Source organism: Kitasatospora sp. NPDC088160 (assembly GCF_044741445.1).
Lineage (GTDB): Bacteria > Actinomycetota > Actinomycetes > Streptomycetales > Streptomycetaceae > Kitasatospora.
This window is the reverse complement of sequence record NZ_JBIUSS010000023.1, coordinates 62,465-84,084: the sequence shown is the minus strand read 5'-3', so window position 1 is coordinate 84,084 and position 21,620 is coordinate 62,465. Positions and strand designations below refer to the sequence as shown.

Sequence of the window (21,620 nt, the reverse complement as noted above, 5' to 3'; positions counted from 1 at the left end):
GCGTGCGTCACGCCGGGGCGCCGGTGTCCGGCTCGAAGCGGACGACCACGGCCTTGGAGGTCGGCGTGTTGCTGATGTCGGCGGTGGAGTCCAGCGGGACGAGCACGTTGGTCTCCGGGTAGTAGGCCGCCGCGCCGCCGCGGGCCACCGGGTAGTGGACCACCCGGAAGTGCGGGGCGCGCCGCTCGACGCCGTCCCGCCACTCGCTCACCAGGTCGACGAAGTCGCCCTCGGCCAGGCCGAGTTCGGCGGCGTCGGCCGGGTTGACCAGGACCACCCGGCGGCCGCCCTTGATGCCCCGGTAGCGGTCGTCCAGGCCGTAGACGGTGGTGTTGTACTGGTCGTGCGAGCGCAGCGTCTGCAACAGCAGGCGGCCCGGCGGGACCTCGGGGGCGGTGAGCGGGTTGACGGTGAAGTTGGCCTTCCCGGTCGCGGTGGGGAAGGTCCGGGAGTCGCGCGGGCCGTGCGGCAGGGTGAAGCCGCCGGGGCGGCGGACCTTCTCGTTGTAGTCCTCGAAGCCGGGGACGACCCGGGCGATCCGGTCCCGCAGGGTGTCGTAGTCGGTGGCGAAGTCCTCCCACGGCACGGTGTCCCCGGGGCCGAGGACGGCGCGGGCCAGCCGGCAGACGATCGCGGTCTCGGAGAGCAGGCCGGGGGCGGGCGGGCGCAGGCCGCCGCGCGAGGAGTGCACCTGGCCCATCGAGTCCTCGACGCTGACGAACTGGGCGCCGGCGCCGGTGACGTCCCGGTCGGTGCGGCCCAGGGTGGGCAGGATCAGTGCGCGGGCGCCGGTGACCACGTGCGAGCGGTTGAGCTTGGTGGAGACGTGCACGGTCAGCCGGCAGCGGCGCATCGCCGCCTCGGTGACGTCGGTGTCCGGGGTGGCCGCGACGAAGTTGCCGCCCATCGCGAAGAACACCCCGACCCGGCCGTCGCGCATCGCCCGGATGGTGTCCACCGAGTCGAGGCCGTGCGCGCGCGGCGGCTCGAAGCCGAACTCCTCGCCGAGCGCGTCCAGGAAGGCCGTCGAGGGCCGCTCGAAGATGCCCATCGTCCGGTCGCCCTGGACGTTGCTGTGCCCGCGCACCGGGCAGACCCCGGCGCCCGGGCGGCCGACGTTGCCGCGCAGCAGCAGGAAGTTGACCACCTCGCGGATGGTCGGGACGGCGTGCTTGTGCTGGGTGAGGCCCATCGCCCAGCAGACGATGATCTTCCGGGAGCCCAGCACCAGCCGGCCGAGCTCCTCGATCTGCTCCCACGGCAGGCCGGTCGCGGCGAGCACCTCGGCGCGGTCGGTCGTTTCCGCCTGCGCCTCGAACTCCTCGAAGCCGTGGCAGTGTTCGGTGACGAAGGCGCGGTCGACGCCGTCCTGCTCCAGGATCATCCGGTTGAGCGCGCGGAACAGCGCCAGGTCCCCGCCGAGGCGGATCTGTAGGAACAGGTCGGTCAGCTTGGTGCCGTGGCCGACCAGGCCGCGCGCGTGCTGCGGGTTCTTGAAGCGCTCCAGGCCGGCCTCCGGCAGCGGGTTCACGCTCACGATGGTGGCGCCGGCCCGCTTGGCGCGCTCCAGCGCGGAGAGCATCCGGGGGTGGTTGGTGCCCGGGTTCTGGCCGGCCACGATGATCAGGTCGGCCTGGTAGAGGTCCTTGAGGCTGACGCTGCCCTTGCCGACGCCGAGCGTCTCGGTGAGCGCCGAACCGGACGACTCGTGGCACATGTTGGAGCAGTCCGGCAGGTTGTTGGTGCCCAGCCGGCGGGCGAACAGCTGGTACGCGAAGGCGGCCTCGTTGCTGGTCCGCCCGGAGGTGTAGAAGGCGGCGCCGTCCGGGGTGTCCAGGGCGCGCAGTTCCTCGGCGATCAGCGCGAAGGCGTCGTCCCAGGAGACCGGCGTGTAATGGGTGGCGCCCTCGTCGAGCAGCATCGGCTGGGTGAGGCGGCCCTGCTGGCCCAGCCAGTAGCCGGAGCGCCCGGCCAGCTCGGCGACCGGGTGGGCGGCGAAGAACTCGGCGCGGATCCGGCGCTCGGTGGCCTCCTCGGCGACGGCCTTGGCGCCGTTCTCGCAGAACTCCGCCGTGTGCGTCTTCCCCGGCTCCGGCCAGGCGCAGCCGGGGCAGTCGAAGCCGTCCGGCTGGTTGACCTTGCGCAGCGTGGCGAGGGTGCGGAGGGGGCCCATCTGCTCGGCGGCCATCCGCAGGCTGTGGCCGACCGCGGGCAGCCCGGCCGCCGCGTGCTGGGGCGCGGACACCTCGGGGGCGTCCTGCGCCGGGTCGCTCTGCGGGGCCTGCTTGGCCATGACCGCTTCTCCTCGGCTCTGCTCGTCCGGCGGCCGCGACACCGGGGCCGTCGGGCCCGCCGCTTCGTCGCGGGGGCTCAGGGCCCATCCTTCCATCCGGGTGAAGGCGGGGGGAGGGGGGCCGAACGGGCGTCGGTGGAGTCGGAGAGGCCGGGGTGGGCCCTGGAACCCGCTGCCGGGCCCACCCCGGGGCCCGCCCTCAGGCCCCCCTCGTCCGGCCGGAGGGCGGGCGCGGCGGTGGCGGGGTGCGCTGACCGCACGGCGGAGCAGGGGCGGCGACCGCCGACAGCGCGGCGAGGCGGGTGCCCTGGCGGCGGCGGGCGGGCGGGGGATCGTCGACGGGCCCCGGGGCGGCGGCCGGGAGCGCGGCCAGCGCCCGCAGCAGCGCGCGGGCGGCGGCGTCGTTCTGCCGGAATCCCGGGGAGTTGGTGCGGGGCCGGGCGAAGGCGGCGGCGGCGCGCAGGCTGGTGTGCGGGCCGAGTGCGGTGCGCCGGGGGTGCGGGGCGCCGCCCAGGGCCGGGTCGAGCAGCCGGCTGTCGCCGGGGGCGATGGTGACCAGGCCGGAGCGGTGGGTGTAGTCCTCGTCGGCGACCACCTCCTCCACGAGTCGCCCGGCGCGGTGCAGTTCGCGTAGCACCGGGTCGAGGGTGCGGGTCAGCTGGTGCTTGGGCAGGTACGCCTCGACCAGGGCGGTGGCGGCGACGGTGTGGCCCGGCACGGTGTCGCCGCCGGCCCGCCAGGTGCCGGTGGCCTCGTCCCGTTCGACCCGGACGCCCGCGCCCAGGAAGCGCACGATCCCGGCCTCGGAGAGGGCGAGCAGCTGGCGCAGCCGGAAGCCGGGCGGGCCGGAGGCGAGGTAGCTGAAGTAGCCGAAGAACCACCCGTCCACCTCCTCGGCGACCGAGCGGGCGGTGAGCCGGCCGGTCGCGAGGATGCGCGGGAGCTGGCCGAACAGCGAGAGCAGGGCGAGGAAGGCACCGAGGTCGGCGCTGTGCGCGGGGTCGGCGCGGCGGTCGGCGTCGGCGGTGACGTAGGCGCGCAGGTGCTGCTGGAGCTCCTCGGCGGAGCCGAGTTCGAGGCCGGCCAGCGGGTGGTCGAGCCGTTCGAAGTCGATCCGGTCGGCCGGGTCGGGTACGGCCTCGGCGACCAGGGCGGCCAGGGCGGGGGAGTACCAGTCGTGCCGGTCGAACCGGGCCAGGAACTCCGGCCAGGGCAGCGCGGTGCGCTCGGGGTGGGCGTGGAACAGCTCGTGGTAGTGCCCGAAGGCGGTCTCCTTGGCCATCAACGGCCAGAAGTCGCGCCGGAGTTCGAGCGAACCGCCGGTGGCGAGGACGGTGTCCACGGCGGTCGCGTCGAAGTACCGGGGGAGCGGGGCGGGCGGCCCCTGGAGGCGGTAGCCGGTCTTGGAGTGGTACGGGACTCCGCGCCGGGAGCCGAGGTGCAGCACCGGTTCGCGGCCGGACGGGCGGTAGCGCAGCCCGTCCCCGGTGGGCTCGAAGCGGCCGCCGCGCCCTTCGGTGAGCAGGGCGACCAGGTCGACGGAGGCCAGGCCGAGGCCGCGCAGCACGACGTGCTCGCCGGGGACGATGCCGTCCAGGTCGGCGTCGGCGGAGTAGGCGGGCGGGAGGTGGAAGCGGCCGTGCCGGGCGGCGAAGTCGGCGTCGGCGGCGTACCGGGGGTGCGGGGTGGAGTCGAGGTGGCCGAGGGTGAGGGCGACGTGGTCGGCGGTGAGCGTGCGGCCGGTGAGGTGGACGGTCTGCGGGCCGTCGGGCGGGCCGTCGATCCGCCGGACGGTGTCCCGGTGCACGGTGACCGTGACGTGCGGGGGCAGGTCGGCGACGGCGCGGCGGAACGCCCAGTCCAGGTAGGCGCTCTGGGCCCGGCGGGTGGGGAAGTCGGTGGGCGCGAGGGCGTCCAGTTCGGCCCGGACGGCCGGGTCGGCGACCTCCCGGTAGGGCGCGAACTCCCGCCGCCGGAGCGCCCATTCGGCCAGCGAGGGGCCCGGGCGGACCGGCCCGTCGATGGTCGAGCGCTCGTCGGTGAACATGGTGACGTCCTCGGCCATCGAGTTCATCCGCAGCAGCGGGGACTGTTCGTGGCGCCAGATCCGGCCCGCGCCGGGCGGGTGCGGGTCGACCAGGTGGACGTGCAACGGCCGTTCGGCGGGCAGGAGTTCGGCCGCGTTGGCGGCGATCCGCTCCAGCAGCCCGGTGCCCCGCGGGCCCGCGCCGACGATCACCAGAAGACTCATGCCGCCACCTCCCGCAGCCGCCGTAGGGCGGCCCGGGCCCGCTGGAGCGGGGTGGGCGGCAGGCCGTCCCGGGTGGCGCCCTTGGCGTAGTGGCGCTCGACGTAGTACTGGCCGACGGACAGCAGGGTGGTGACCACCAGGTACCAGATGGTGGCGACCACCAGCATCGGGATGACCCGGTACGACTGCAGGTAGACCAGCTGCACCGAGTAGAGCAGGTCGGAGACGGCCAGCACGCTGACGATGCTGGTGCCCTTGAGCGCGCTGATCAGCATGTTCCCGGCGGTCGGCACGATCGAGCGCATCGCCTGGGGGACGACGATCCGGCGCAGCACCCGCCACCGGCCGAGGCCGAGCGCCGAGGCGGCCTCCAGCTGGCCGCGGTCGACGGACAGGATGCCGCCGCGGATCACCTCGGCGGCGTACGCGGTCTCCAGCAGGGTGAGGCCGATGACGGCGGTGAGGGTGGGGCCGATCAGGTTGACGGTCTTGACGGTGACGAACTCGGGGCCGAACGGGATGCCCAGGCCGAGGGTCGGGTAGAGCGCGCCGATGTTGAAGAAGAACAGCAGCTGCACCAGCGGCGGGGTGGAGCGGAAGATCCAGATGTAGCCCCAACCCAGGGTGCGCAGCACCGGGTTGCCGGACATTCGCATGACGGCGAGGCCGGCGCCGAGGACGAAGCCGAGGGCGAGGGTGACGGCGGTGAGCCAGAGGGTCAGGGTGAGGCCGTTGAGCACCGACCCGGCGGTGAACCAGTCGGCGACCACGTCCCACTGGAAGGCCTTGTTGCGCACCACGGAGTTGACGGCCATCGCGGCCAGCAGCAGCGCGATCCCGGCGCAGACCCACTGCCCGGGCCGGCGGCGGGCGACGATCCGGGCGGCGGGGTCGGGCGGCGGGCCGGGGCGGTCGGGGCGGTCGGGGCGGTCGGGGGCGGTGGCGCCCGCGGGGGCGGGGGTGGAGCGGGCGGGGAGGAGGTCCTGCGGGGTGGCCATGGCGGCGGCTCCTGGCGGAGGTGCGGGCGGGCGGGAGGTACGGGTGTGGTCACGTACGGCCGTCGCACCGGCCCGCGTCCCTCAACACGGCCGGCGCTGTGCACTGCACTCCGCCGTGATCGTACGCATGCGCGATCGACGGCTGTCAAGGGTGGTCCGGGTCCCGACCGGGGCCCGGCGCGGACCGGTCGCAGGGCGACAGGAGATCGCAACAGAGCGGCAATGATGGGTGGTTGACGGACCACTTGGCGGGCTGTTCAACTTGAGGCCATGTACGCCGAGCAGCCCCTGGTCACCCGCGACCACATCGACTTCGGTCGGGTGTGGTCCGCGGCGTGTCGCGGCTGACCCGGCAGCGGGCCGCCCGTCCGGCCCTGATCTCCCGCGGGGAGCCCTCCCTCGGTCTGCCCCGCCGCGGGCCGGGACCAGCCGTCCGCAGCTGACGGCGTCCCAGGCGCACGCTGCCGTCCGACGACCTCGCACTGAACTCCGGCAGTACTCCCTCGTCCACGCCTGCCTCCCACCTCCTCCCGCCGCGCGCGCCGACCCCACCGTCGGCGCGGCCGCCGCGCACCCGTGTCCACGGCCGCCCCGCCCCGGCCGGCTCCGGCCTGCCCACCCGCAGTCCACCGGACTCCGCTCACCCCGAAAGGTTCCGCCATGCCCGTCGAATTCCTCGGTATCGCCGCCACCGGCGACGGCTCGGAGACCACCCCCCGCTCCACCGCGGCCTTCGACCGCGACTACACCCTGCGGCTGGCCCGGGCCCACGAGGACCACGGCTGGGACCGGGTGCTCTTCGCGTACGGCGCCGGCTCCCCGGAACCCGCGGCCGCGGCGGCCTTCCTCGCCTCGCACCTGGACCGGCTGCAGATCCTGCTGGCGCACCGGCCGAACGTCTCCTACCCGACCTTCGCCGCCAAGACCTTCGCGACCCTGGACCAGATCAGCGACGGGCGGCTGACCGTCCACTTCATCACCGGCGGCAGCGACCACGAGCAGCAGCGCGAGGGCGACTTCCTGTCCAAGGACGAGCGCTACGAGCGCACCCGCGAGTACATCGGCATCGTCAAGAAGGCGTGGACCAGCCGGGAGCCCTTCGACCACGAGGGCGCCCACTACCGCTTCAACGACTTCGTCTCCGACGTCTTCCCCGTCCAGCAGCCGCGCCCCGGGGTCTCCTTCGGCGGCTCCTCGGACGCCGCCTACGCGGCCGGCGGCGCCGAGGCGGACGTCTACTGCCTGTGGGGCGAGCCGCTGGCCCGCACCGCCGAGCAGATCGAGCGGGTGAAGGAGGCGGCCCGGGCCGCCGGGCGCACCGACGTGCCGCGGATCCAGGTGGCGTTCCGGCCGATCATCGCGCCGACCGAGGAACTGGCCTGGGAGAAGGCGCACCGGACGGTGGCCGCGATCAAGGCCCGCCGGGAGTCCGGGGAACTCGTCCGCCGGGGCCGCCCGCTCGGCGCCGCAGCGCCCGAGAACACCGGCTCCCAGCGGCTGATCGAGATCGCCGAGGCCGGCGAGCGCTACGACCGCGCGCTGTGGACCCCGACCGCCGCGGCCACCGGCGGGGCCGGCAACTCCAACGCCTTGGTCGGCACCCCGGAGACGGTCGCGGAGGCGCTGCTCGACTACTACGACCTCGGCGTGGACATCCTCTCCGCCCGCGGCTACCACCTGCTCGACGACGCGATCGACTTCGGCCGCCACGTCATCCCGATCGTCCGCGAGGAGGTCGCCAAGCGGGACGCCGCCAAGGCCGCGGCGGCGGCCGAGCGCGCCGAGCGGGACCGGCACCAGCTGATCGCGGTGCAGGCGTGAGCGCTCCGGACCGGTGGGTCGGCCCGGCGGCCGGGTTCCGCCGGGTCACCATCGACGACCCGCTGGTCGAACCGCTGCTGCGCGAGCTCACCCACGAGTACGTCAGCCGCTACGGCCCCGAGGCGCACCAGGAGATGACCCGCTACCCCCGGGACGCCTTCGCCGAGCCGCACGGCGTCCTGCTGCTCCTGCTGGAGGACGGCGAGCCGGTCGCCGGCGGCGCGTACAAGCGGTACGACGAGCGCACCGCCGAGCTGAAGCGGATGTGGACGCACTCCGCGCACCGCCGCCGCGGCCTGGCCCGTCGGGTGCTGGCCGAGCTGGAGCGGACGGCGGCCGCCGCCGGCTACGCCCGGATCTACCTCACCACCGGTCCGCGCCAGCCCGAGGCCAGGGGCCTCTACCTGGCGTCCGGCTACACCCCGCTGTTCGACGTCGCCGCCGATCCCCTGACGATCGGCCCGCTTCCCTTCGAGAAGCACCTGCCGGTGCTGGCTCCGACCCCCTGAAAGGCCCCCCGTGAGAAGCACCACCGTCCGCCGCCGCCTGCTCGCGGCCACCGCCCTGCTGCCGGTGCTGGCGCTGGCCGCGTGCGGCTCGGACCCGAAGATCGCGGGCCCGGCGGGGGCGAGCGGGCCCGCCGCCACCGCCGTCTCCCAGGACGTCGTCTCCGGTCTCGCGAAGTCGGACGCCGCCGCCGCGCTGCTGCCCGAGGAGGTCCGCAAGGCCGGCACGCTGACCTTCGGCGCGTCCTTCGGCTCGCCGCCCACCGCCTTCTACGCCGACCAGGCCACCAAGAAGCCGGCCGGGATCGACGTGGACTTCACCGATGCGGTGGCCAGGCTGCTCGGGCTGACCGTGCAGCGCCAGGAGGCCGCCTTCGAGACCATCCTGCCCGCCCTGGACAGCGGCAAGTTCGACGTCGGCACCGGCAACTTCGGGGTCACCACGGCCCGGTTGAAGACCATCGACTTCGTCACCTACATCGACGACGGCCAGGGCTTCGCCGTCCGCAAGGACAACCAGGCCGTCCAGCCGGTCACCGACCTGCTCCAGCTCTGCGGGCTGACCATCGGCACCGGCGCCGGCACCACCTTCGAGACCACGCTGAACGCGAAGCGCAACGCCTGCACCGACGCCGGGAAGAAGCCGTACGAGGTCAGGGCGTTCAGCGACCCCGGGGCCGTGCTCACCGGCCTCCAGCAGGGCCGGGTCGACGTCCTGATGTCCACCATCAACGGCCTGCGCTACCAGGCCGCGCAGGAGGCCTCCGGGACGCGCTTCCTCGGCGAGTTCCACCGGCTGGACGTCGGCTTCGCGTTCAAGAAGGGCTCGAAGCTCACCCCGGCCTTCCAGGCGGCGGTCAACCAGCTGATCAAGGACGGGACGTACGAGCGGATCCTCAAGAAGTGGGGGGTCGCCGAATCGGCGATCAAGGAGTCCCTGATCAGCCCGCCCGAACACCAGTGATCCCCGGGTCTGCCGAAGGAGCCCCCCGATGACCGCCAGCACCACCGCGACGTCCCAGGCCCAAGCCGAGGCTCAAGCCGAGGCCCAGGCCCAGGCCCAGGCCCGGGTCGAGCGGGCACCGGCGTCCGGACCCGATCCCGGTCCGGGCACCGGCGCCCGTCTGGACCTCGACGAACTGGCCGCTCTGCGGGCCGTCCCCGCCCGGCACCCCTGGCGCTGGGGGATCGGGGTCGCCGCCCTCGTCGTGCTCGCCCAGTTCGCCCACGGCCTGGCCACCAATCCCGGCTGGGACTGGGCCACCTTCCGGGTCTACTTCACCGCCGACACGATCGTCCAGGCGGTCGGCCGCACCCTCGAACTCACCGTCTACGGCACCGGGCTGGGCTTCCTGCTGGGCGCCGTGGTGGCCGCGATGCGGCTGTCCCGCAGCGCGATCCTCCAGTCCATCGCCTGGGCGTACGTGTGGGTGTTCCGCTCGATCCCGCTGATCGTCCAGCTGGTGTTCTGGTTCAACCTGTCGTACCTCTACAAGCGGTTCGGGATCGGCATCCCGTTCGGCCCGACCTTCGGGGACTTCGAGACGGTCGGCGTGCTGAGCGCGCTCGGCGCCGCCGTGCTCGGCCTCGGGCTGCACCAGGCCGCGTTCGCCGCCGAGATCATCCGCGGCGGCGTCATCGCGGTGGACGCCGGCCAACGGGAGGCCGCCACCGCGCTCGGCATCCCGCGCTGGCGCCAGGGCTGGCGGATCGTGCTGCCGCAGGCGATGCGCGGCATCCTGCCGGCCGCCGCCAACGAGGTGATCTCACTGCTCAAGGGCACCTCGGTGGTCTACGTGATGGCCATCGGCGAGCTCTTCTACCAGGCCCAGGTGGTCTACGGCCGGACCGGCCGGGTGGTGCCGCTGCTGATGGTCGCCACCGTCTGGTACGTGCTGCTGACCACGGTGCTGTCCATCGGCCAGTACTACGTCGAGCGCTACTTCGCCCGCGGCGCGCAGCGCACCCCGCCGCCCACCCCGCTCCAGCGCGCCCGGGCCTTCGTCCGGAGCCTGCCCGCCCGCACGCCGACCGCCCGCACGCCGACCACTCGCGCAGCGACCGCGCGCACCACCGGAGGACGTCGATGACCACGCTCACCAGGACCGAACCGGCGGCCGCACCGATGGTGCAGGTCCGCGGCCTGCACAAGAGCTTCGGGCCACTGGAGGTGCTGCGCGGCGTCGACCTGGACGTCCCGGTCGGCTCGGTCACCGTGGTGCTCGGCCCGTCCGGCTCCGGCAAGTCCACGCTGCTGCGCGCGATCAACCACCTGGAGAAGCTCGACGGCGGCTACGTCGCCATCGACGGCGAGCTGATCGGCTACCGGCGCTCCGGCGACCGGCTGTACGAGCTCAAGGAGCGCGAGGTGCTGCGCCAGCGCACCCACATCGGCTTCGTGTTCCAGAACTTCAACCTGTTCCCGCACCTCACCGTGCTGGAGAACCTGGTCGAGGCGCCGATCGCCGCGCTGCGCCGCCCCAGGGCCGAGGCCAGGGCGACGGCGCTGGCGTTGCTGGAGCGGGTCGGGCTGGCCGACAAGGCCGCCGCGTACCCCCGGCAGCTCTCCGGCGGCCAGCAGCAGCGGGTGGCGATCGCCCGGGCGCTGGCCCTGGAGCCGAAGGTGCTGCTGTTCGACGAGCCCACCTCGGCGCTCGACCCGGAGCTGGTCGGCGAGGTGCTGGACGTCATCAAGGACCTCGCCCGGACCGGCACCACCATGATCGTGGTCACCCACGAGATCGGCTTCGCCCGCGAGGTCGCCGACACCGTCGTCTTCATGGACGGCGGCGTGGTGGTCGAGCAGGGTCCGCCGGCCGAAGTCCTGGACCGCCCCCGGCACGAACGCACCCGGGCCTTCCTCGCCAAGGTGCTCTGAGCCGAGGTGCTCTGAACCGAGGTGCCCTGAGCCGAGGTGTCCTGAACCGAGGTGCCCTGAGCCGAGGTGTCCTGAACCGAGGTGCTCTGAACCGAGGTGTCCTGAACCGAGGTGTCCTGAGCCAAGGTGCTCCAGCCCTCCCCGCCGCACCGAAACCCCCTTCACCGAGCAGGAGTTCCGCCATGCCCCTACCCCGTCGCGCCCTGGTGACCGCCGCCGCCGCCGCCCTCGCCGCCGCCCTCGCCCTGACCGCCTGCGGCGGCGCGTCCTCGGGAGCCACGGCGGAACTCGCCCCGGCCAAGGGCAGCACCGCGCCGAACGGCGCCGTGGTGAACCTGACGGCCGAGCAGAACCGGGTGACCACGGCCAAGGTCGACGCGATCGCGGCGCTCGTCCCGGAGGAGATCAGGCGGAGGGGGACGCTGGCCGTCGTCGACTCCCTCGGCACCACCCCGCCGCTGGACTTCTACGCCAACGACGACAGGACCATCATCGGCGTCGAGCCGGACATCGCCACCCTGGTCGGCAACGTGCTCGGCCTCAAGGTCGAGTTCAACCCGGTCTCCTGGGAGAACATCTTCGTCGGCCTGGACAGCGGCAAGTACGACGTCGGCCTCTCCAACATCACCGTCACCGAGGCGCGCAAGGAGAAGTACGACTTCGCCACCTACCGGCTGGACGTCCTCGGCTTCGAGGCCAGGAAGGGCAGCGGCCTCAAGGTCGCCGGCGCCAAGGACCTGGCGGGCAGGTCGGTCGGCGTCTCCTCCGGCACCAACCAGGAGAAGCTGCTGATCTCCTGGAGCGAGGAGAACACCAGGAACGGCCTCAAGCCGATCGACATCAAGTACTTCCAGGGCACCGAGTTCTACCTGGCGCTCTCCTCCGGCCGGATCGACGCCTACGTCGGCCCCAATCCCAGCCTGGCCTTCCACGTCGCGCAGACCGGCGAGACCGAGATCGTCGGCACCTACTCGGGCGGCGGCGCGGACGTCCTCGGCAAGATCGCCGCGACCACCCGCAAGGGCAACGGGCTGGTCCGGGCGCTCAACGAGGCGCTGAACGAGGTGATCAGGAACGGCAGCTACGGCCAGGTGCTCAAGCGCTGGGGCCTGGACAACGAGGCCGTGCCGACCTCCGAGGTCAACCCGCCCGGGTTGCCCAAGCAGTAGGGCCCGTCCGTTCACCCGTTCGCCGCCCCCCGCCGCTATGGTGACCCCTCCGGCGGCGAACACCGCCCGGACGCGGCGGACTTGGGGGAGGACATGCAGCAGGGGGAGGTGCTCGACGGCCGGTACCGGCTGGACGAGTGGCTGGGCAGGGGCGGCTTCGGCGTGGTCTGGAAGGCGACCGACCGGCGGCTCGACCGCGAGGTCGCGGTCAAGCTGCTGCTGGCGGAGCACGCCGCCGACCGGGAGGCCGTCGGGCGGTTCGTCCGCGAGGCCCGCACGGCCGGCGGTCTCTCCAATCCGCACATCGTGACGGTGTACGACTACGGACTGGTCACGACCGCCGCCGGGGGGACCCACTACCTGGTGCTGGAACTCGTCCGCGGCCGGGCCCTGTCCGACATCCTCAAGGACGGCGCCCCGGACCAGGAGGCCGCGCTGAAGTGGATGCGCCAGGTCTGCAAGGCACTGGACGCCGCGCACCGCTCGGGCGTCGTCCACCGCGACATCAAGCCCGAGAACGTGATGGTCGACGCGGGCGGCAAGGCCAAGGTGCTGGACTTCGGCATCGCCCGGCTGCTCACCCAGTCCGCGGTGCTCACCTCCACCGGCAGCGTGGTCGGCACCGTCCCGTACCTGGCGCCCGAGTGCTGGTCCGGCGCCGCCGTGGACGGCCGGGCCGACCTCTACGCGCTCGGCGTCATGCTGTACGAACTCTGCACCGGGCGGCGCCCGTTCCGCGCCTCCTCGGCCGCCGAGTACATGTACAAGCACCTGGAGGAGACCCCGCCCCGGGTGCGCAGCACCGATCCGGCGCTGGCCGACCTGGTCGCCGGGCTGCTCGCCAAACGGCCCGCGGACCGGCCGGCCACCGCCGCCGAGGTGCTGGAACGGCTGCGCCGGATCCGGCCGGGGGTGCTCCGCCCGGACGACCCCAGCCCGGAGCAGCTGCGCCGCCGGGCCGACCAGGCCTGGCGGCGCGGCGCGCAGGGCGCCCCCGGGGAGGCCGTCGAGATGCTCACCGCGCTCATCCCCGACCTCGCCCGGATCTGCGGCCCGGCCGACCCGCGCACCCTGCGCACCTGCCACGACCTGGCCCTCTGGCTGGCCCAGGACGGCAGCCCGGGCGCCGCCGTCGCGCTGCTGCGCGAGCTGGCCGCGGAGCCGACCGCCGAACCGGACGTCCGGGCCGACGCGCTGCGCGACCTGGACCGCTGGCACCGGGAGGCCGCCCGGAGCGGGCCGGGCCGGCCGCGGGCGCTGAGCCTGGCCGGCCTGCTCGGCGGCGGCCCGCAGGGCGGCTGAGGGCCCTCGGCGCCGCACGGACGGGAGGCTGTCAACCGTGCGGGCCGCTGATTCGCCGCCTGCGGCGACTGTGGGAATTGATAGGAATCCGCCCATCGGGACTGTCTGGTCCACCGACCGGTGGCGTTGATATACCTCGTTGCCGGAGTCGGGCGCGGTGTCTTCGGCCGCCCCGGCGAGCTACGACGAAAAGGCTGGTGACGGATCGATGAAGCTCCTCCGCGTCGGACCCCCGGGCGCCGAGCGCCCGGTCGTGCTGGGCCAGGACGGCATCGGGTACGACCTCTCCGGGCGTGCCCGGGACATTGACGGGGCCTTCCTGGCCGGGCTGGACGCCGCCGCCCTGGCGCGGGACGTGGCCGCCGGGGCGCTGCCCCGGGTGGACCTCGCCGGGCAGCGGGTGGGCGCGCCGGTCGCCCGTCCGGGCAAGGTGGTCGGCATCGGGCTCAACTACCGCGACCACGCCGCCGAGGCCGGGGTCGCGGCCCCGGACGAGCCGGTGATCTTCCTCAAGCCGAGCTGTACCGTGGTCGGCCCGTACGACGAGGTGCTGGTGCCGCGCGGCGGCGAGAAGACCGACTACGAGGCCGAGCTGGCCCTCGTGATCGGCCGCACCGCCCGCTACCTGGCCGGGCACGAGGAGGCCGCGGCGGTGATCGCCGGCTACACGATCGCCAACGACGTCACCGAACGGGCCTTCCAGTTCGAGCGCGGCGGCCAGTGGGACAAGGGCAAGTCGGCGGAGACCTTCACCCCGCTGGGGCCCTGGCTGGTCACCGCGGACGAGGTGGCCGACCCGCAGCAGCTGCCGCTGCGGCTGTGGGTCAACGGCGAGCTGCGGCAGGACGGCAACACCGGCGAGATGATCTTCCCGGTGCTCGAACTGGTCCGCTACGTCAGCCAGTTCATGGTCCTGGAGCCGGGCGACGTGATCGTCACCGGAACCCCGGCCGGCGTCACCCTGGGCCACCCCGGTACGCCGTTCCTGGCCCCGGGCGACATCGTCGAGATCGAGATCGAGGGCCTCGGCCGCCAGCGGCAGGTCCTCGGCACGGCGTAACGCCCCGCCGGCGCGGCACCGGCCGCCCCGACCCCGGGCACGGGGGTCGGGTCACCGGGCCGCCAGCACCTCGCGCAGCCGCTCGGCCCGCGACGCCTGCGGCCCCTCCAGCGCGAGCAGCAGGGCCAGCACCTGCGCGGTCTGCGGGTCGTGCAGCGCGGTCGCCGCCGCCATCGCCGTGAACTGGTCCACCAGCCAGTCGCGCAGCTCGCCCACCGGCAGCGTGCGCCCCTCGTCCAGCCAGGTCAGCGACGCGCCCTCGACCACCGCGATCCACGAGCGCACCAGCAGCGTCAGCCGGGGCCCGGCCTCCCGCACGCCGAGGTGCCGCAGGGTCCGCTTGAGCGCCGCCCGCCGGACGTCGTCGACGATCGCCGAGGTGCGGGCCGTCTCCACCACCGAACCGCCGCGCAGCAGCGCCGAGTAGCCGGCGTCGTGCTCGGCCACGAAGGCGAAGTAGCCGTCCAGGACGGCCGCCAGCTGCTCGGACGGGGTCCCGGCCAGCGGGACGGCGAAGCGGCTGGTCAGCTCGTCGGCCGCGCTGCGCAGCGCGGCCTCGTACAACTGCTGCTTGCCGCCCGCGAAGTAGCGGTAGACCAGCGGGCGGGAGGCTCCGGCGGCCTCGGCGACGTCGTCCAGGCCCACCTCCTCGGGCGGCCGGGCGGCGAACAGTTCCAGAGCGACCGCGATCAGCTGTTCACGACGCTGCTGCACCGGCAGTCGCCGGTAGCCGGTGCGGCGCGGGCGGGGGCCGGGTGCGGCCGGGGCGGGCACCTGGTCGGTTGCCGTGGTGGGGCGGGCTTCCATGGCGGTCAGCGTAATGGGCGTGGGCCCGATCGGATCCTGTCGCGCGCGGCGGTTTCCCGAACGTGTGTTTGTCCGGGCCCGCCCGGCGGCGGTCGGCCGGTGCATGTCACCGATCGCCCGGTAAAGGCTTGCAATCGGCCCTCGCCACGCCATGATGTCCGAATGGTTGAAGAACTGATCACCTCCGACGCCACCACCCCGCGTCGCATCGCCGACGGTTACGTCCGGGCCCTGGCCGAACTCGACCCGCTGACCGCGGTCTACCTGGGGTTCAGCCCCGAGGACGACCGGCTGCCCGACCTCTCGCCGGCCGGTGCCGAGGCGATCGCCGACCTCGGCCGCCGCACCCTGGCGGCCCTTGCCGAGGCCGAACGCTCCGACGCCGCGCAGGACGAGGCGGAGCGCCGCTGCGCCCGGCTGCTGCGCGAGCGGCTGACCGCCTCCCTCGCCGTCCACGAGGCCGGGGAGAACTTCCGCGCGGTGCGCAACCTGGGCTCCCCGGTGCACGAGGTCCGGGACGTCTTCACCCTGATGGGGACCGACACCGAGGCCGAGTGGCAGGTGGTCGGCCGCCGGCTGGCCCGCGTCCCGCTCGCGCTGGCGCAGTACCGGGAGACGCTGGCCGCCGGCATCGAGCGCGGCCTGCTGTCCGGCCCGCGCCAGGTGGCCACCGTGGTCGGGCAGCTCGGCGAGTGGCTGGAGGGGGACGTACCCGGCGGCTGGTTCGGCGAGTTCGTCCAGGGCGCGCCGGAGGGCCTGCGCGCCGAGCTGTCCGGGCCCGCGCTGGCCGCCGGGGAGGCGCTGGCCGCCCTGCGCGACTGGCTGCGCGACGTCTACGGCCCGGCCGCCGCCGACACCCCCGACACCACCGGCCGCGAGCGCTACCGCCGCTTCGTCCGCTTCTGGACCGGCTCCGACCTGGACCTGGACGAGGCCTACACGTGGGCCTGGGGCGAGTTCCACGACCTGCTCGCGCAGATGGAGGCCGAGGCCGAGAAGGTACGCCCGGGCGCCGGCCCGATGGCGGCGATGAAGTGGCTGGAGGCGGACGGCCCGGCCGTGGAGGGCGCCGAGGCCACCCGCGTGTACCTCCAGGAGCTGATGGACCAGGCCGTCCGGGACCTCCAGGGCACCCACTTCGACCTGGCCGAGCCGATCACCCGGGTCGAGTCGAGGATCGCCCCGCCCGGCAGCGCGGCCGCGCCGTACTACAGCGCGCCCTCGCTGGACTTCAGCCGCCCCGGGCGGACCTGGCTGCCGGCGCTCGGCCGGGAGCGCTTCCCGGTCTGGGACCTGGTCTCCACCTGGTACCACGAGGGCGTCCCGGGCCACCACCTGCAGCTCGCGCAGTGGAACTACGTCGCGGACCGGCTCTCCACCTACCAGGTCAGCCTGGGCGGGGTGAGCGCCAACCTGGAGGGCTGGGCGCTGTACGCCGAGCGCCTGATGGACGAGCTCGGCTACCTCACCGACCCGGGACACCGCCTCGGCTACCTCAACGCGCAGATGATGCGCGCGCTGCGGGTGATCGTCGACATCGGCATGCACGCGGGCCTGGACTTCCCGGCCGACTCCCCGTACCTGCCGGGCGAGCCGGTCAGCCCGGAGGCGGCCCGGGAGTTCTTCGGCCGGTACTGCGGCCTGACCCCCGACTACCTGGACAGCGAACTGGTCCGCTACCTGGGCATGCCCGGCCAGGCGATCGGCTACAAGCTGGGCGAGCGCGCCTGGCTGCGCGGCCGGGCGGCGGCGCGGGCGGCGCACGAGGCGCGCGGCGAGGAGTTCGACCTCAAGGCCTGGCACATGGCGGCGCTCTCGCAGGGCTCGCTGGGGCTGGACGACCTGGTCGAGGAGCTGTCCGCGCTGTAGGGCGGCCGTCGGCCCCGGGCCTCGTCCGCGAGTCCCGGGGCCGCTGGTCCTTTGGCCCGAAAAGGTCGATTTGGCGAGGTTTTTCCTTGCCATCCGCCCGTGCGGGAGCTTCGCTTGAAGGCGACTGCGTGACATCCCCGACTGCGTGACCCCTCCGTACCCCTCCGGAAGGCTGACCAGTGTCTGCGCAAACCGCCACCGGTCATGAGAACGCGGACAGCCGCCGCTGGTGGGTGCTGGTGGTCATCGCCATCGCCCAGCTCATGATCGTCCTCGACGTCACCATCGTGAACATCGCGCTGCCGTCGGCGCAGCGGGACCTGGGCATCTCCGACGCCGACCGGCAGTGGGTGATCACCGCCTACACGCTCGCCTTCGGCGGCCTGCTGCTGCTCGGCGGACGGCTGGGCGACCTCTTCGGCCGCAAACGCGTCTTCACCGTCGGCCTGCTGGGCTTCGCCGCCGCCTCCGCCCTCGGCGGCTCGGCGGACGGCTCCGCCATGCTCTTCGGCGCCCGCGCCCTCCAGGGCGGGTTCAGCGCCCTGCTCGCCCCCTCGGCCCTGGGGCTGCTCTCCACCACCTTCACGGACCCCAGGGAGCGCAGTACGGCCTTCGGCGTCTTCGGCGCGATCGCCGCCGGCGGCTCCGCACTCGGCCTGATCCTGGGCGGGCTGCTGACCGAGTACCTGGACTGGCGCTGGTGCCTGTTCGTCAACGTCCCGATCGCCGCCGCCGCGGCCCTCGCGGCCACCGGCCTCCTGGAGCGCGACAACGCCGCCGGGGGGCGCCGGGTCCGGCTCGACCTGCCCGGCGCGCTGCTCGGCTGCGGCGGCCTGCTGGCGATCGTCTTCGGCACCTCCGAGGCCGTCACCCGGACCTGGGGCGACGGGCTGGTGCTCGGTTCGCTGGCCGTCGGTCTGGCGCTGCTCGCGGTGTTCGTCCTGGTCGAGAGGCGCACCGCGCACCCGCTGCTGCCGCTGCACATCGTCGCCGACCGCAACCGCGGCGGCGCCGCCCTCTCGGTCGGCCTGGCCATGATCGGCATGTTCGGCCTGTTCCTCTTCCTCACCTACTACCTCCAGGTCATCAAGCACTTCTCACCGGTGCTGTCGGGCGTCTCCTTCCTGCCCATGACGGCCGCCATCGTGCTCAGTTCGACCGGCTTCGCGGCCCGGCTGATGACCAGGGTGCCGACCCGGAACCTGGTCTGCCCAGGGCTGCTGCTCGCCGCGGCCGGCATGGCCTGGCTGACCCGGATGACGGTCGACAGCCCGTGGGCCGGCACGGTGCTGCCCGCCGAGCTGCTGCTCGGCTCCGGCATGGGCCTGGTCTTCATGCCGTCGATGAACCTGGCCACCCTCGGGGTCTCGCCGCGCGAGGCGGGCGCGGCTTCGGCCACCATCAACTCGGCCCAGCAGGTGGGCGGTTCGTTCGGCACGGCGCTGCTGAACACGGTCGCGGCCAGTGCCACCGCGTCGTTCCTGGCCACCCGGATCGCCTCGTCGCCGGCGGTACGGGCCCAGGGCACGGTGCACGGCTACGTGGTCGCCACCTGGGTGTCGACTGGCGTCCTGCTGCTGGCCGCGCTGATCGCCTTCCGGGTGATCGACCACCGGCCGGCGCCCGCTGTGACGACCGTCGTCCCGGGCGGGGCGCAGGCCCACACGGCCGTCCCGGCGGAGCCCCGACGAGAACCCTGAAATTTTCAGCAAGACCTTGCAGTCAACCTCCGGCGCCTGCTTGACTCCTGGCCACCGTCCAGGAACCGAGGAGGCGCCGTCGTGCTGCCCGAGTTCGACCTGCTCGTCGTCGGCGGCTCCGGCGTCGACACCATCGTCCGGGTGGACCGGCTGGAGGTCCCGCCCGGCGACTCGCTGTTCGTCGGACCCGTCCGCGACTACGTCGGCCACGCCGGCAACGGCGTCGCCCTCGGCGCCCACCACCTCGGCCTGCGCACCGCCTTCCTCGACTTCCTCGGCGACGACCCGCAGGGCGCCCTGGTCCGCGCCTCCTACGAGCGCCACGGCCTGCACTTCGCGCACCTGGTGAGCCCGCACGGCACCCCGCGCGGGGTCAACCTGGTGGACGCCGCCGGGCGCCGGTTCTCCTTCTTCGACGGCCGCCACCCCGCCGACCTGCGGCTGCCGCCCGAGTTCTACCTGCCGTACGCGCGGCGCAGCCGGCACGTCCACCTCTCCATCACCGGCGTCAACCGGGACATGTACGCCGACCTCCACCGGCTCGGCCGCACCACCTCCACCGACCTGCACGACTGGGACGGCACCAACCCGCACCACCGCGACTACGCGCTCGGCTCGGACCTGGTGTTCCTCTCGGTGGCCGGCTGCCGCGGCCGGCACGAACAGGTGATGCGCGCGATCCTCGCCGAGGGCCGCGCCGGTGTCGTCACCGCCACCGCGGGCGCCGACGGCTGCTACCTGCTCACCCGGGACGACGACGAGGTGCACCACCTCCCGGCCGTCGACCCGGGCCACCCGGTGGTGGACACCAACGGCGCCGGGGACGCCTTCGTCGCGGGCTTCCTCGCCGCCTGGTTCCGGGGCCGCCCGCCGCTGGAGTGCGCCCGGGCCGGCTCGGTCGCGGGTGCCTTCACCTGCACCGTCGCCGGGACGCACACCGCCTTCGTCGGGGCCGAGGAGTTGGGGAGCGCGCTGGACCGCTTACTCGCCGACGGGTGAGGTTTTTCTCATGGATATCCCAGCCACCGGTAACGACCTTTCCAGGCTGAAACGGCATAGTCGTTGATCGCACGCAGCCCCCGGGAAACCGTCGATCACTGGCAGGAGAGACAGACATGGGTCAGCACCGCCGCCCGACGTCGCGCCGCCGCCGCAGCCTTCTGGGGCCGACCCTGTTCACCGCGCTCTCGGCGGTGGTGGTGGCCGCCGTGGTCACCGGCACGCACGGGCTGAGCCTGTCCGACGCGACGGCCGCCGGGAAGGCGGCCCGCAGCTCCCGGGCCGCCGTCGCGCCGGCCGCGACCGGGCCCGCGTCCGAGGCGCCCGCCGCACCCGCACCGGTCGACGCCCCCGCTCCGACCGACAGCCCCTCCGCCGCCCCGGCCGACAGCCCGACCGACAGCCCGACCGACAGTGCGAGCGCCGACCCCGGCAGCGCCCCGGCGGCCACCCCGACGCCCTCCGCGCCGGCCACCCCCGACACCCGCGGCGCCGTCCTCGGCACCACCGCCACCGCCGCCGCCACCCCCGAAGCGGCCACCGTGGGCGCGCTGTTCAGCGGCACCGTGGCGGCCGGAAACCACTTCTGCACCGCCAGCGTGCTGCACAGCCCCGGCGGCAACCTGCTGCTGACCGCCGCGCACTGCCTCAGCAGCGCCGGCGGCGTCACCTTCGTCCCCGGCTACCGCGACGGCTCCGCCCCGTACGGCAGCTGGCAGGTCACCGCGGTCCACACCACCACCGGCTGGTCCCAGAAGGGCGACCAGGACGAGGACTTCGCCGTCCTGGAGACGGCCCCGAGCAACGGCCGCAACGTCGAGGACGTGGTCGGCGGCAACCGGCTCGGCGCCGACGAGCCCTTCGGCGCGACCGTCCGCCTCTACGGCTACCCCGGCGACGCCGAGGAGCCCATCCTGTGCACCAACACCACCGGCCGGCAGAGCACCTACCAGCGCGTCATCGACTGCCCCGCCTACCCGTCCGGCACCAGCGGCGGCCCCTGGATCAACGTCGCCACCGGCGACGTGGTCGGCGCCATCGGCGGCTACCAGCAGGGCGGCGACACCGACGACGTGTCCTACAGCGCCTACTTCGACCACACCATCGCCGGGCTGGTCTCCCAGGTCGAGGGCGCCTCGTCCTGAGCCCGGCCGGGCCCGCGCCGCGCGCCGCCAACCGGGCCCGGACATGACGAAGGCCCAGATCCGTGGATCAACTCCATTGATCTGGGCCTCAGTTGCACTCCTTGCGAAGTGCCCCCGGTAGGATTCGAACCTACGCACCCGCCTCCGGAGGGCGGTGCTCTATCCCCTGAGCTACGGGGGCCTGCTCGGTGTCGTCGGCGTTTCGGCCTCCGACGTGAAGAACACTACCAGGCTCCGGGCGTGGTCCGTGCACGGGTTTCCGGCGGGGGCGGCCGAGCAGCTGTGGGGTGCGCCGGCGGCGGGCGGCGGGGGTCGGCGGAAGTGCCCAAAGGCCGGACGGGGCGGCGGGGGCGCCGATACCCTCGGTGAGGTGTCGGGAGTGTCCGGGCGGGTCCTCGTGGTGGACGACAGCGAGGTGATCCGCCAGCTGATCAGGGTCAACCTGGAGCTCGAGGGCTTCGAGGTGGTGACCGCCGCCGACGGCGCCGAGTGCCTGGAGGTGGTCCGCCGGGTGAAGCCGGACGTGGTGACGCTGGACGTGATGATGCCGCGCCTGGACGGCCTGCGGACGGCGGCCCGGCTGCGCGCGACCCCGGGGACCAGCCGGTTGCCGATCGCGATCGTGAGTGCCTGCACCCCGGCCGATCTGGACCTGGGGGAGGCCGTCGGGGTGGACGGCTACCTCGGCAAGCCCTTCGACCCGGCCGATCTGGTGGCGCTGGTGCGGCGGCTGATGGCTCTGGGGGGACAGCCGGGCGGGTTTCGCCCTGAGCGAACAGAGCGGACCGATCGAGGCTGACACCGCTGACGGGAGGGCTCGCG

17 protein-coding genes and 1 tRNA gene are annotated in these 21,620 nt (G+C 73.9%); 13 read left to right on the top strand and 5 right to left on the bottom strand.

What is annotated here, in order from left to right; all coding sequences use genetic code 11:
• Positions 1-7: 7 nt before the first annotated feature.
• The 3 genes from ACIOGZ_RS31425 to ACIOGZ_RS31415 form a co-directional block, all read right to left on the bottom strand.
• Complete coding sequence (locus ACIOGZ_RS31425) at positions 8-2,293, bottom strand: FdhF/YdeP family oxidoreductase (protein WP_363581943.1); 2,286 nt, start codon at positions 2,291-2,293, stop codon at positions 8-10.
• Positions 2,294-2,492: 199 nt separating this feature from the next.
• Positions 2,493-4,544 carry an FAD/NAD(P)-binding protein gene (locus ACIOGZ_RS31420; RefSeq protein ID WP_400806390.1) on the bottom strand — a complete coding sequence of 684 codons (2,052 nt, stop codon included), beginning with the start codon at positions 4,542-4,544 and terminating at the stop codon, positions 2,493-2,495.
• Entirely contained in the window at positions 4,541-5,542 is a 1,002-nt protein-coding gene (locus tag ACIOGZ_RS31415) for an amino acid ABC transporter permease (protein WP_400988556.1), read from the bottom strand. The genes ACIOGZ_RS31420 and ACIOGZ_RS31415 overlap by 4 nt, the downstream gene beginning before the upstream one ends.
• Positions 5,543-6,202: 660 nt before the next feature.
• On the opposite strand from ACIOGZ_RS31415, the gene ACIOGZ_RS31410 reads away from it, so the two are divergent.
• The 8 genes from ACIOGZ_RS31410 (at position 6,203) to ACIOGZ_RS31375 (ending at position 14,278) form a co-directional block, all read left to right on the top strand.
• Complete coding sequence (locus ACIOGZ_RS31410; RefSeq protein ID WP_400988554.1) at positions 6,203-7,363, top strand: LLM class flavin-dependent oxidoreductase; 1,161 nt, start codon at positions 6,203-6,205, stop codon at positions 7,361-7,363.
• The gene (locus ACIOGZ_RS31405; protein ID WP_400988552.1) at positions 7,360-7,872 is read left to right on the top strand and encodes a GNAT family N-acetyltransferase; all 513 of its coding nucleotides are present in this window, start codon (positions 7,360-7,362) and stop codon (positions 7,870-7,872) included. The genes ACIOGZ_RS31410 and ACIOGZ_RS31405 overlap by 4 nt, the downstream gene beginning before the upstream one ends.
• 10 nt (positions 7,873-7,882) lie before the next feature.
• Positions 7,883-8,833 (top strand): ABC transporter substrate-binding protein, encoded by a 951-nt coding sequence (locus ACIOGZ_RS31400; protein ID WP_363581952.1) that lies wholly within the window; start codon positions 7,883-7,885, stop codon positions 8,831-8,833.
• 28 nt (positions 8,834-8,861) lie between these two features.
• Positions 8,862-9,959, top strand: a complete 1,098-nt coding sequence (locus ACIOGZ_RS31395) for an amino acid ABC transporter permease (RefSeq protein WP_400806382.1) — start codon at positions 8,862-8,864, stop codon at positions 9,957-9,959.
• Entirely contained in the window at positions 9,956-10,747 is a 792-nt protein-coding gene (locus tag ACIOGZ_RS31390; RefSeq protein WP_400806379.1) for an amino acid ABC transporter ATP-binding protein, read from the top strand. The genes ACIOGZ_RS31395 and ACIOGZ_RS31390 overlap by 4 nt, the downstream gene beginning before the upstream one ends.
• Before the next feature lie 182 nt (positions 10,748-10,929).
• Complete coding sequence (locus tag ACIOGZ_RS31385) at positions 10,930-11,916, top strand: ABC transporter substrate-binding protein (protein WP_400988550.1); 987 nt, start codon at positions 10,930-10,932, stop codon at positions 11,914-11,916.
• A 93-nt stretch (positions 11,917-12,009) separates the two neighbouring features.
• Positions 12,010-13,218 carry a serine/threonine-protein kinase gene (locus ACIOGZ_RS31380; protein ID WP_400988548.1) on the top strand — a complete coding sequence of 403 codons (1,209 nt, stop codon included), beginning with the start codon at positions 12,010-12,012 and terminating at the stop codon, positions 13,216-13,218.
• A 208-nt stretch (positions 13,219-13,426) separates the two neighbouring features.
• The gene (locus ACIOGZ_RS31375) at positions 13,427-14,278 is read left to right on the top strand and encodes a fumarylacetoacetate hydrolase family protein (protein ID WP_363628704.1); all 852 of its coding nucleotides are present in this window, start codon (positions 13,427-13,429) and stop codon (positions 14,276-14,278) included.
• Between the two features lie 51 nt (positions 14,279-14,329).
• Here the strand turns inward: ACIOGZ_RS31375 and ACIOGZ_RS31370 are convergent, their stop codons facing one another.
• On the bottom strand, positions 14,330-15,085 hold the full coding sequence (locus ACIOGZ_RS31370; RefSeq protein WP_363581964.1) for a TetR/AcrR family transcriptional regulator: 756 nt from the start codon (positions 15,083-15,085) through the stop codon (positions 14,330-14,332).
• A gap of 162 nt (positions 15,086-15,247) precedes the next feature.
• On the opposite strand from ACIOGZ_RS31370, the gene ACIOGZ_RS31365 reads away from it, so the two are divergent.
• The 4 genes from ACIOGZ_RS31365 to ACIOGZ_RS31350 all read left to right on the top strand — a co-directional run bounded on the left by ACIOGZ_RS31365 (position 15,248) and on the right by ACIOGZ_RS31350 (position 20,798).
• Entirely contained in the window at positions 15,248-16,954 is a 1,707-nt protein-coding gene (locus tag ACIOGZ_RS31365; RefSeq protein ID WP_363581966.1) for a DUF885 domain-containing protein, read from the top strand.
• A 179-nt stretch (positions 16,955-17,133) separates the two neighbouring features.
• Positions 17,134-18,654 carry an MFS transporter gene (locus ACIOGZ_RS31360; RefSeq protein ID WP_363628705.1) on the top strand — a complete coding sequence of 507 codons (1,521 nt, stop codon included), beginning with the start codon at positions 17,134-17,136 and terminating at the stop codon, positions 18,652-18,654.
• 81 nt (positions 18,655-18,735) lie between these two features.
• Positions 18,736-19,653, top strand: coding sequence for a carbohydrate kinase family protein (locus ACIOGZ_RS31355; protein ID WP_400988547.1), 918 nt, complete (start codon positions 18,736-18,738; stop codon positions 19,651-19,653).
• A 116-nt stretch (positions 19,654-19,769) separates the two neighbouring features.
• Positions 19,770-20,798: a serine protease gene (locus ACIOGZ_RS31350; protein ID WP_363628707.1), complete on the top strand. Its 1,029-nt coding sequence runs from the start codon at positions 19,770-19,772 to the stop codon at positions 20,796-20,798.
• Between the two features lie 109 nt (positions 20,799-20,907).
• Here ACIOGZ_RS31350 and ACIOGZ_RS31345 read toward each other — a convergent pair.
• Positions 20,908-20,979: transfer RNA gene (locus tag ACIOGZ_RS31345), tRNA-Arg, on the bottom strand.
• 198 nt (positions 20,980-21,177) lie between these two features.
• Here ACIOGZ_RS31345 and ACIOGZ_RS31340 point away from each other — a divergent pair.
• A complete protein-coding gene (locus ACIOGZ_RS31340; RefSeq protein WP_363582150.1) occupies positions 21,178-21,597 on the top strand; it encodes a response regulator in 420 nt (139 codons plus the stop codon).
• Positions 21,598-21,620: the final 23 nt, after the last annotated feature.

Bases quoted from the DNA above. Each gene is read 5' to 3' on its own strand.
- ACIOGZ_RS31370 (WP_363581964.1), bottom strand. From the start codon at position 15,085: ATGGAAGCCCGCCCCACCACGGCAACCGACCAGGTGCCCGCCCCGGCC.
- ACIOGZ_RS31365 (WP_363581966.1), top strand. From the start codon at position 15,248: ATGGTTGAAGAACTGATCACCTCCGACGCCACCACCCCGCGTCGCATC.
- ACIOGZ_RS31415 (WP_400988556.1), bottom strand. From the start codon at position 5,542: ATGGCCACCCCGCAGGACCTCCTCCCCGCCCGCTCCACCCCCGCCCCC.
- ACIOGZ_RS31350 (WP_363628707.1), top strand. From the start codon at position 19,770: ATGGGTCAGCACCGCCGCCCGACGTCGCGCCGCCGCCGCAGCCTTCTG.
- ACIOGZ_RS31395 (WP_400806382.1), top strand. From the start codon at position 8,862: ATGACCGCCAGCACCACCGCGACGTCCCAGGCCCAAGCCGAGGCTCAA.
- ACIOGZ_RS31420 (WP_400806390.1), bottom strand. From the start codon at position 4,544: ATGAGTCTTCTGGTGATCGTCGGCGCGGGCCCGCGGGGCACCGGGCTG.
- ACIOGZ_RS31410 (WP_400988554.1), top strand. From the start codon at position 6,203: ATGCCCGTCGAATTCCTCGGTATCGCCGCCACCGGCGACGGCTCGGAG.
- ACIOGZ_RS31385 (WP_400988550.1), top strand. From the start codon at position 10,930: ATGCCCCTACCCCGTCGCGCCCTGGTGACCGCCGCCGCCGCCGCCCTC.
- ACIOGZ_RS31380 (WP_400988548.1), top strand. From the start codon at position 12,010: ATGCAGCAGGGGGAGGTGCTCGACGGCCGGTACCGGCTGGACGAGTGG.
- ACIOGZ_RS31390 (WP_400806379.1), top strand. From the start codon at position 9,956: ATGACCACGCTCACCAGGACCGAACCGGCGGCCGCACCGATGGTGCAG.
- ACIOGZ_RS31375 (WP_363628704.1), top strand. From the start codon at position 13,427: ATGAAGCTCCTCCGCGTCGGACCCCCGGGCGCCGAGCGCCCGGTCGTG.
- ACIOGZ_RS31425 (WP_363581943.1), bottom strand. From the start codon at position 2,293: ATGGCCAAGCAGGCCCCGCAGAGCGACCCGGCGCAGGACGCCCCCGAG.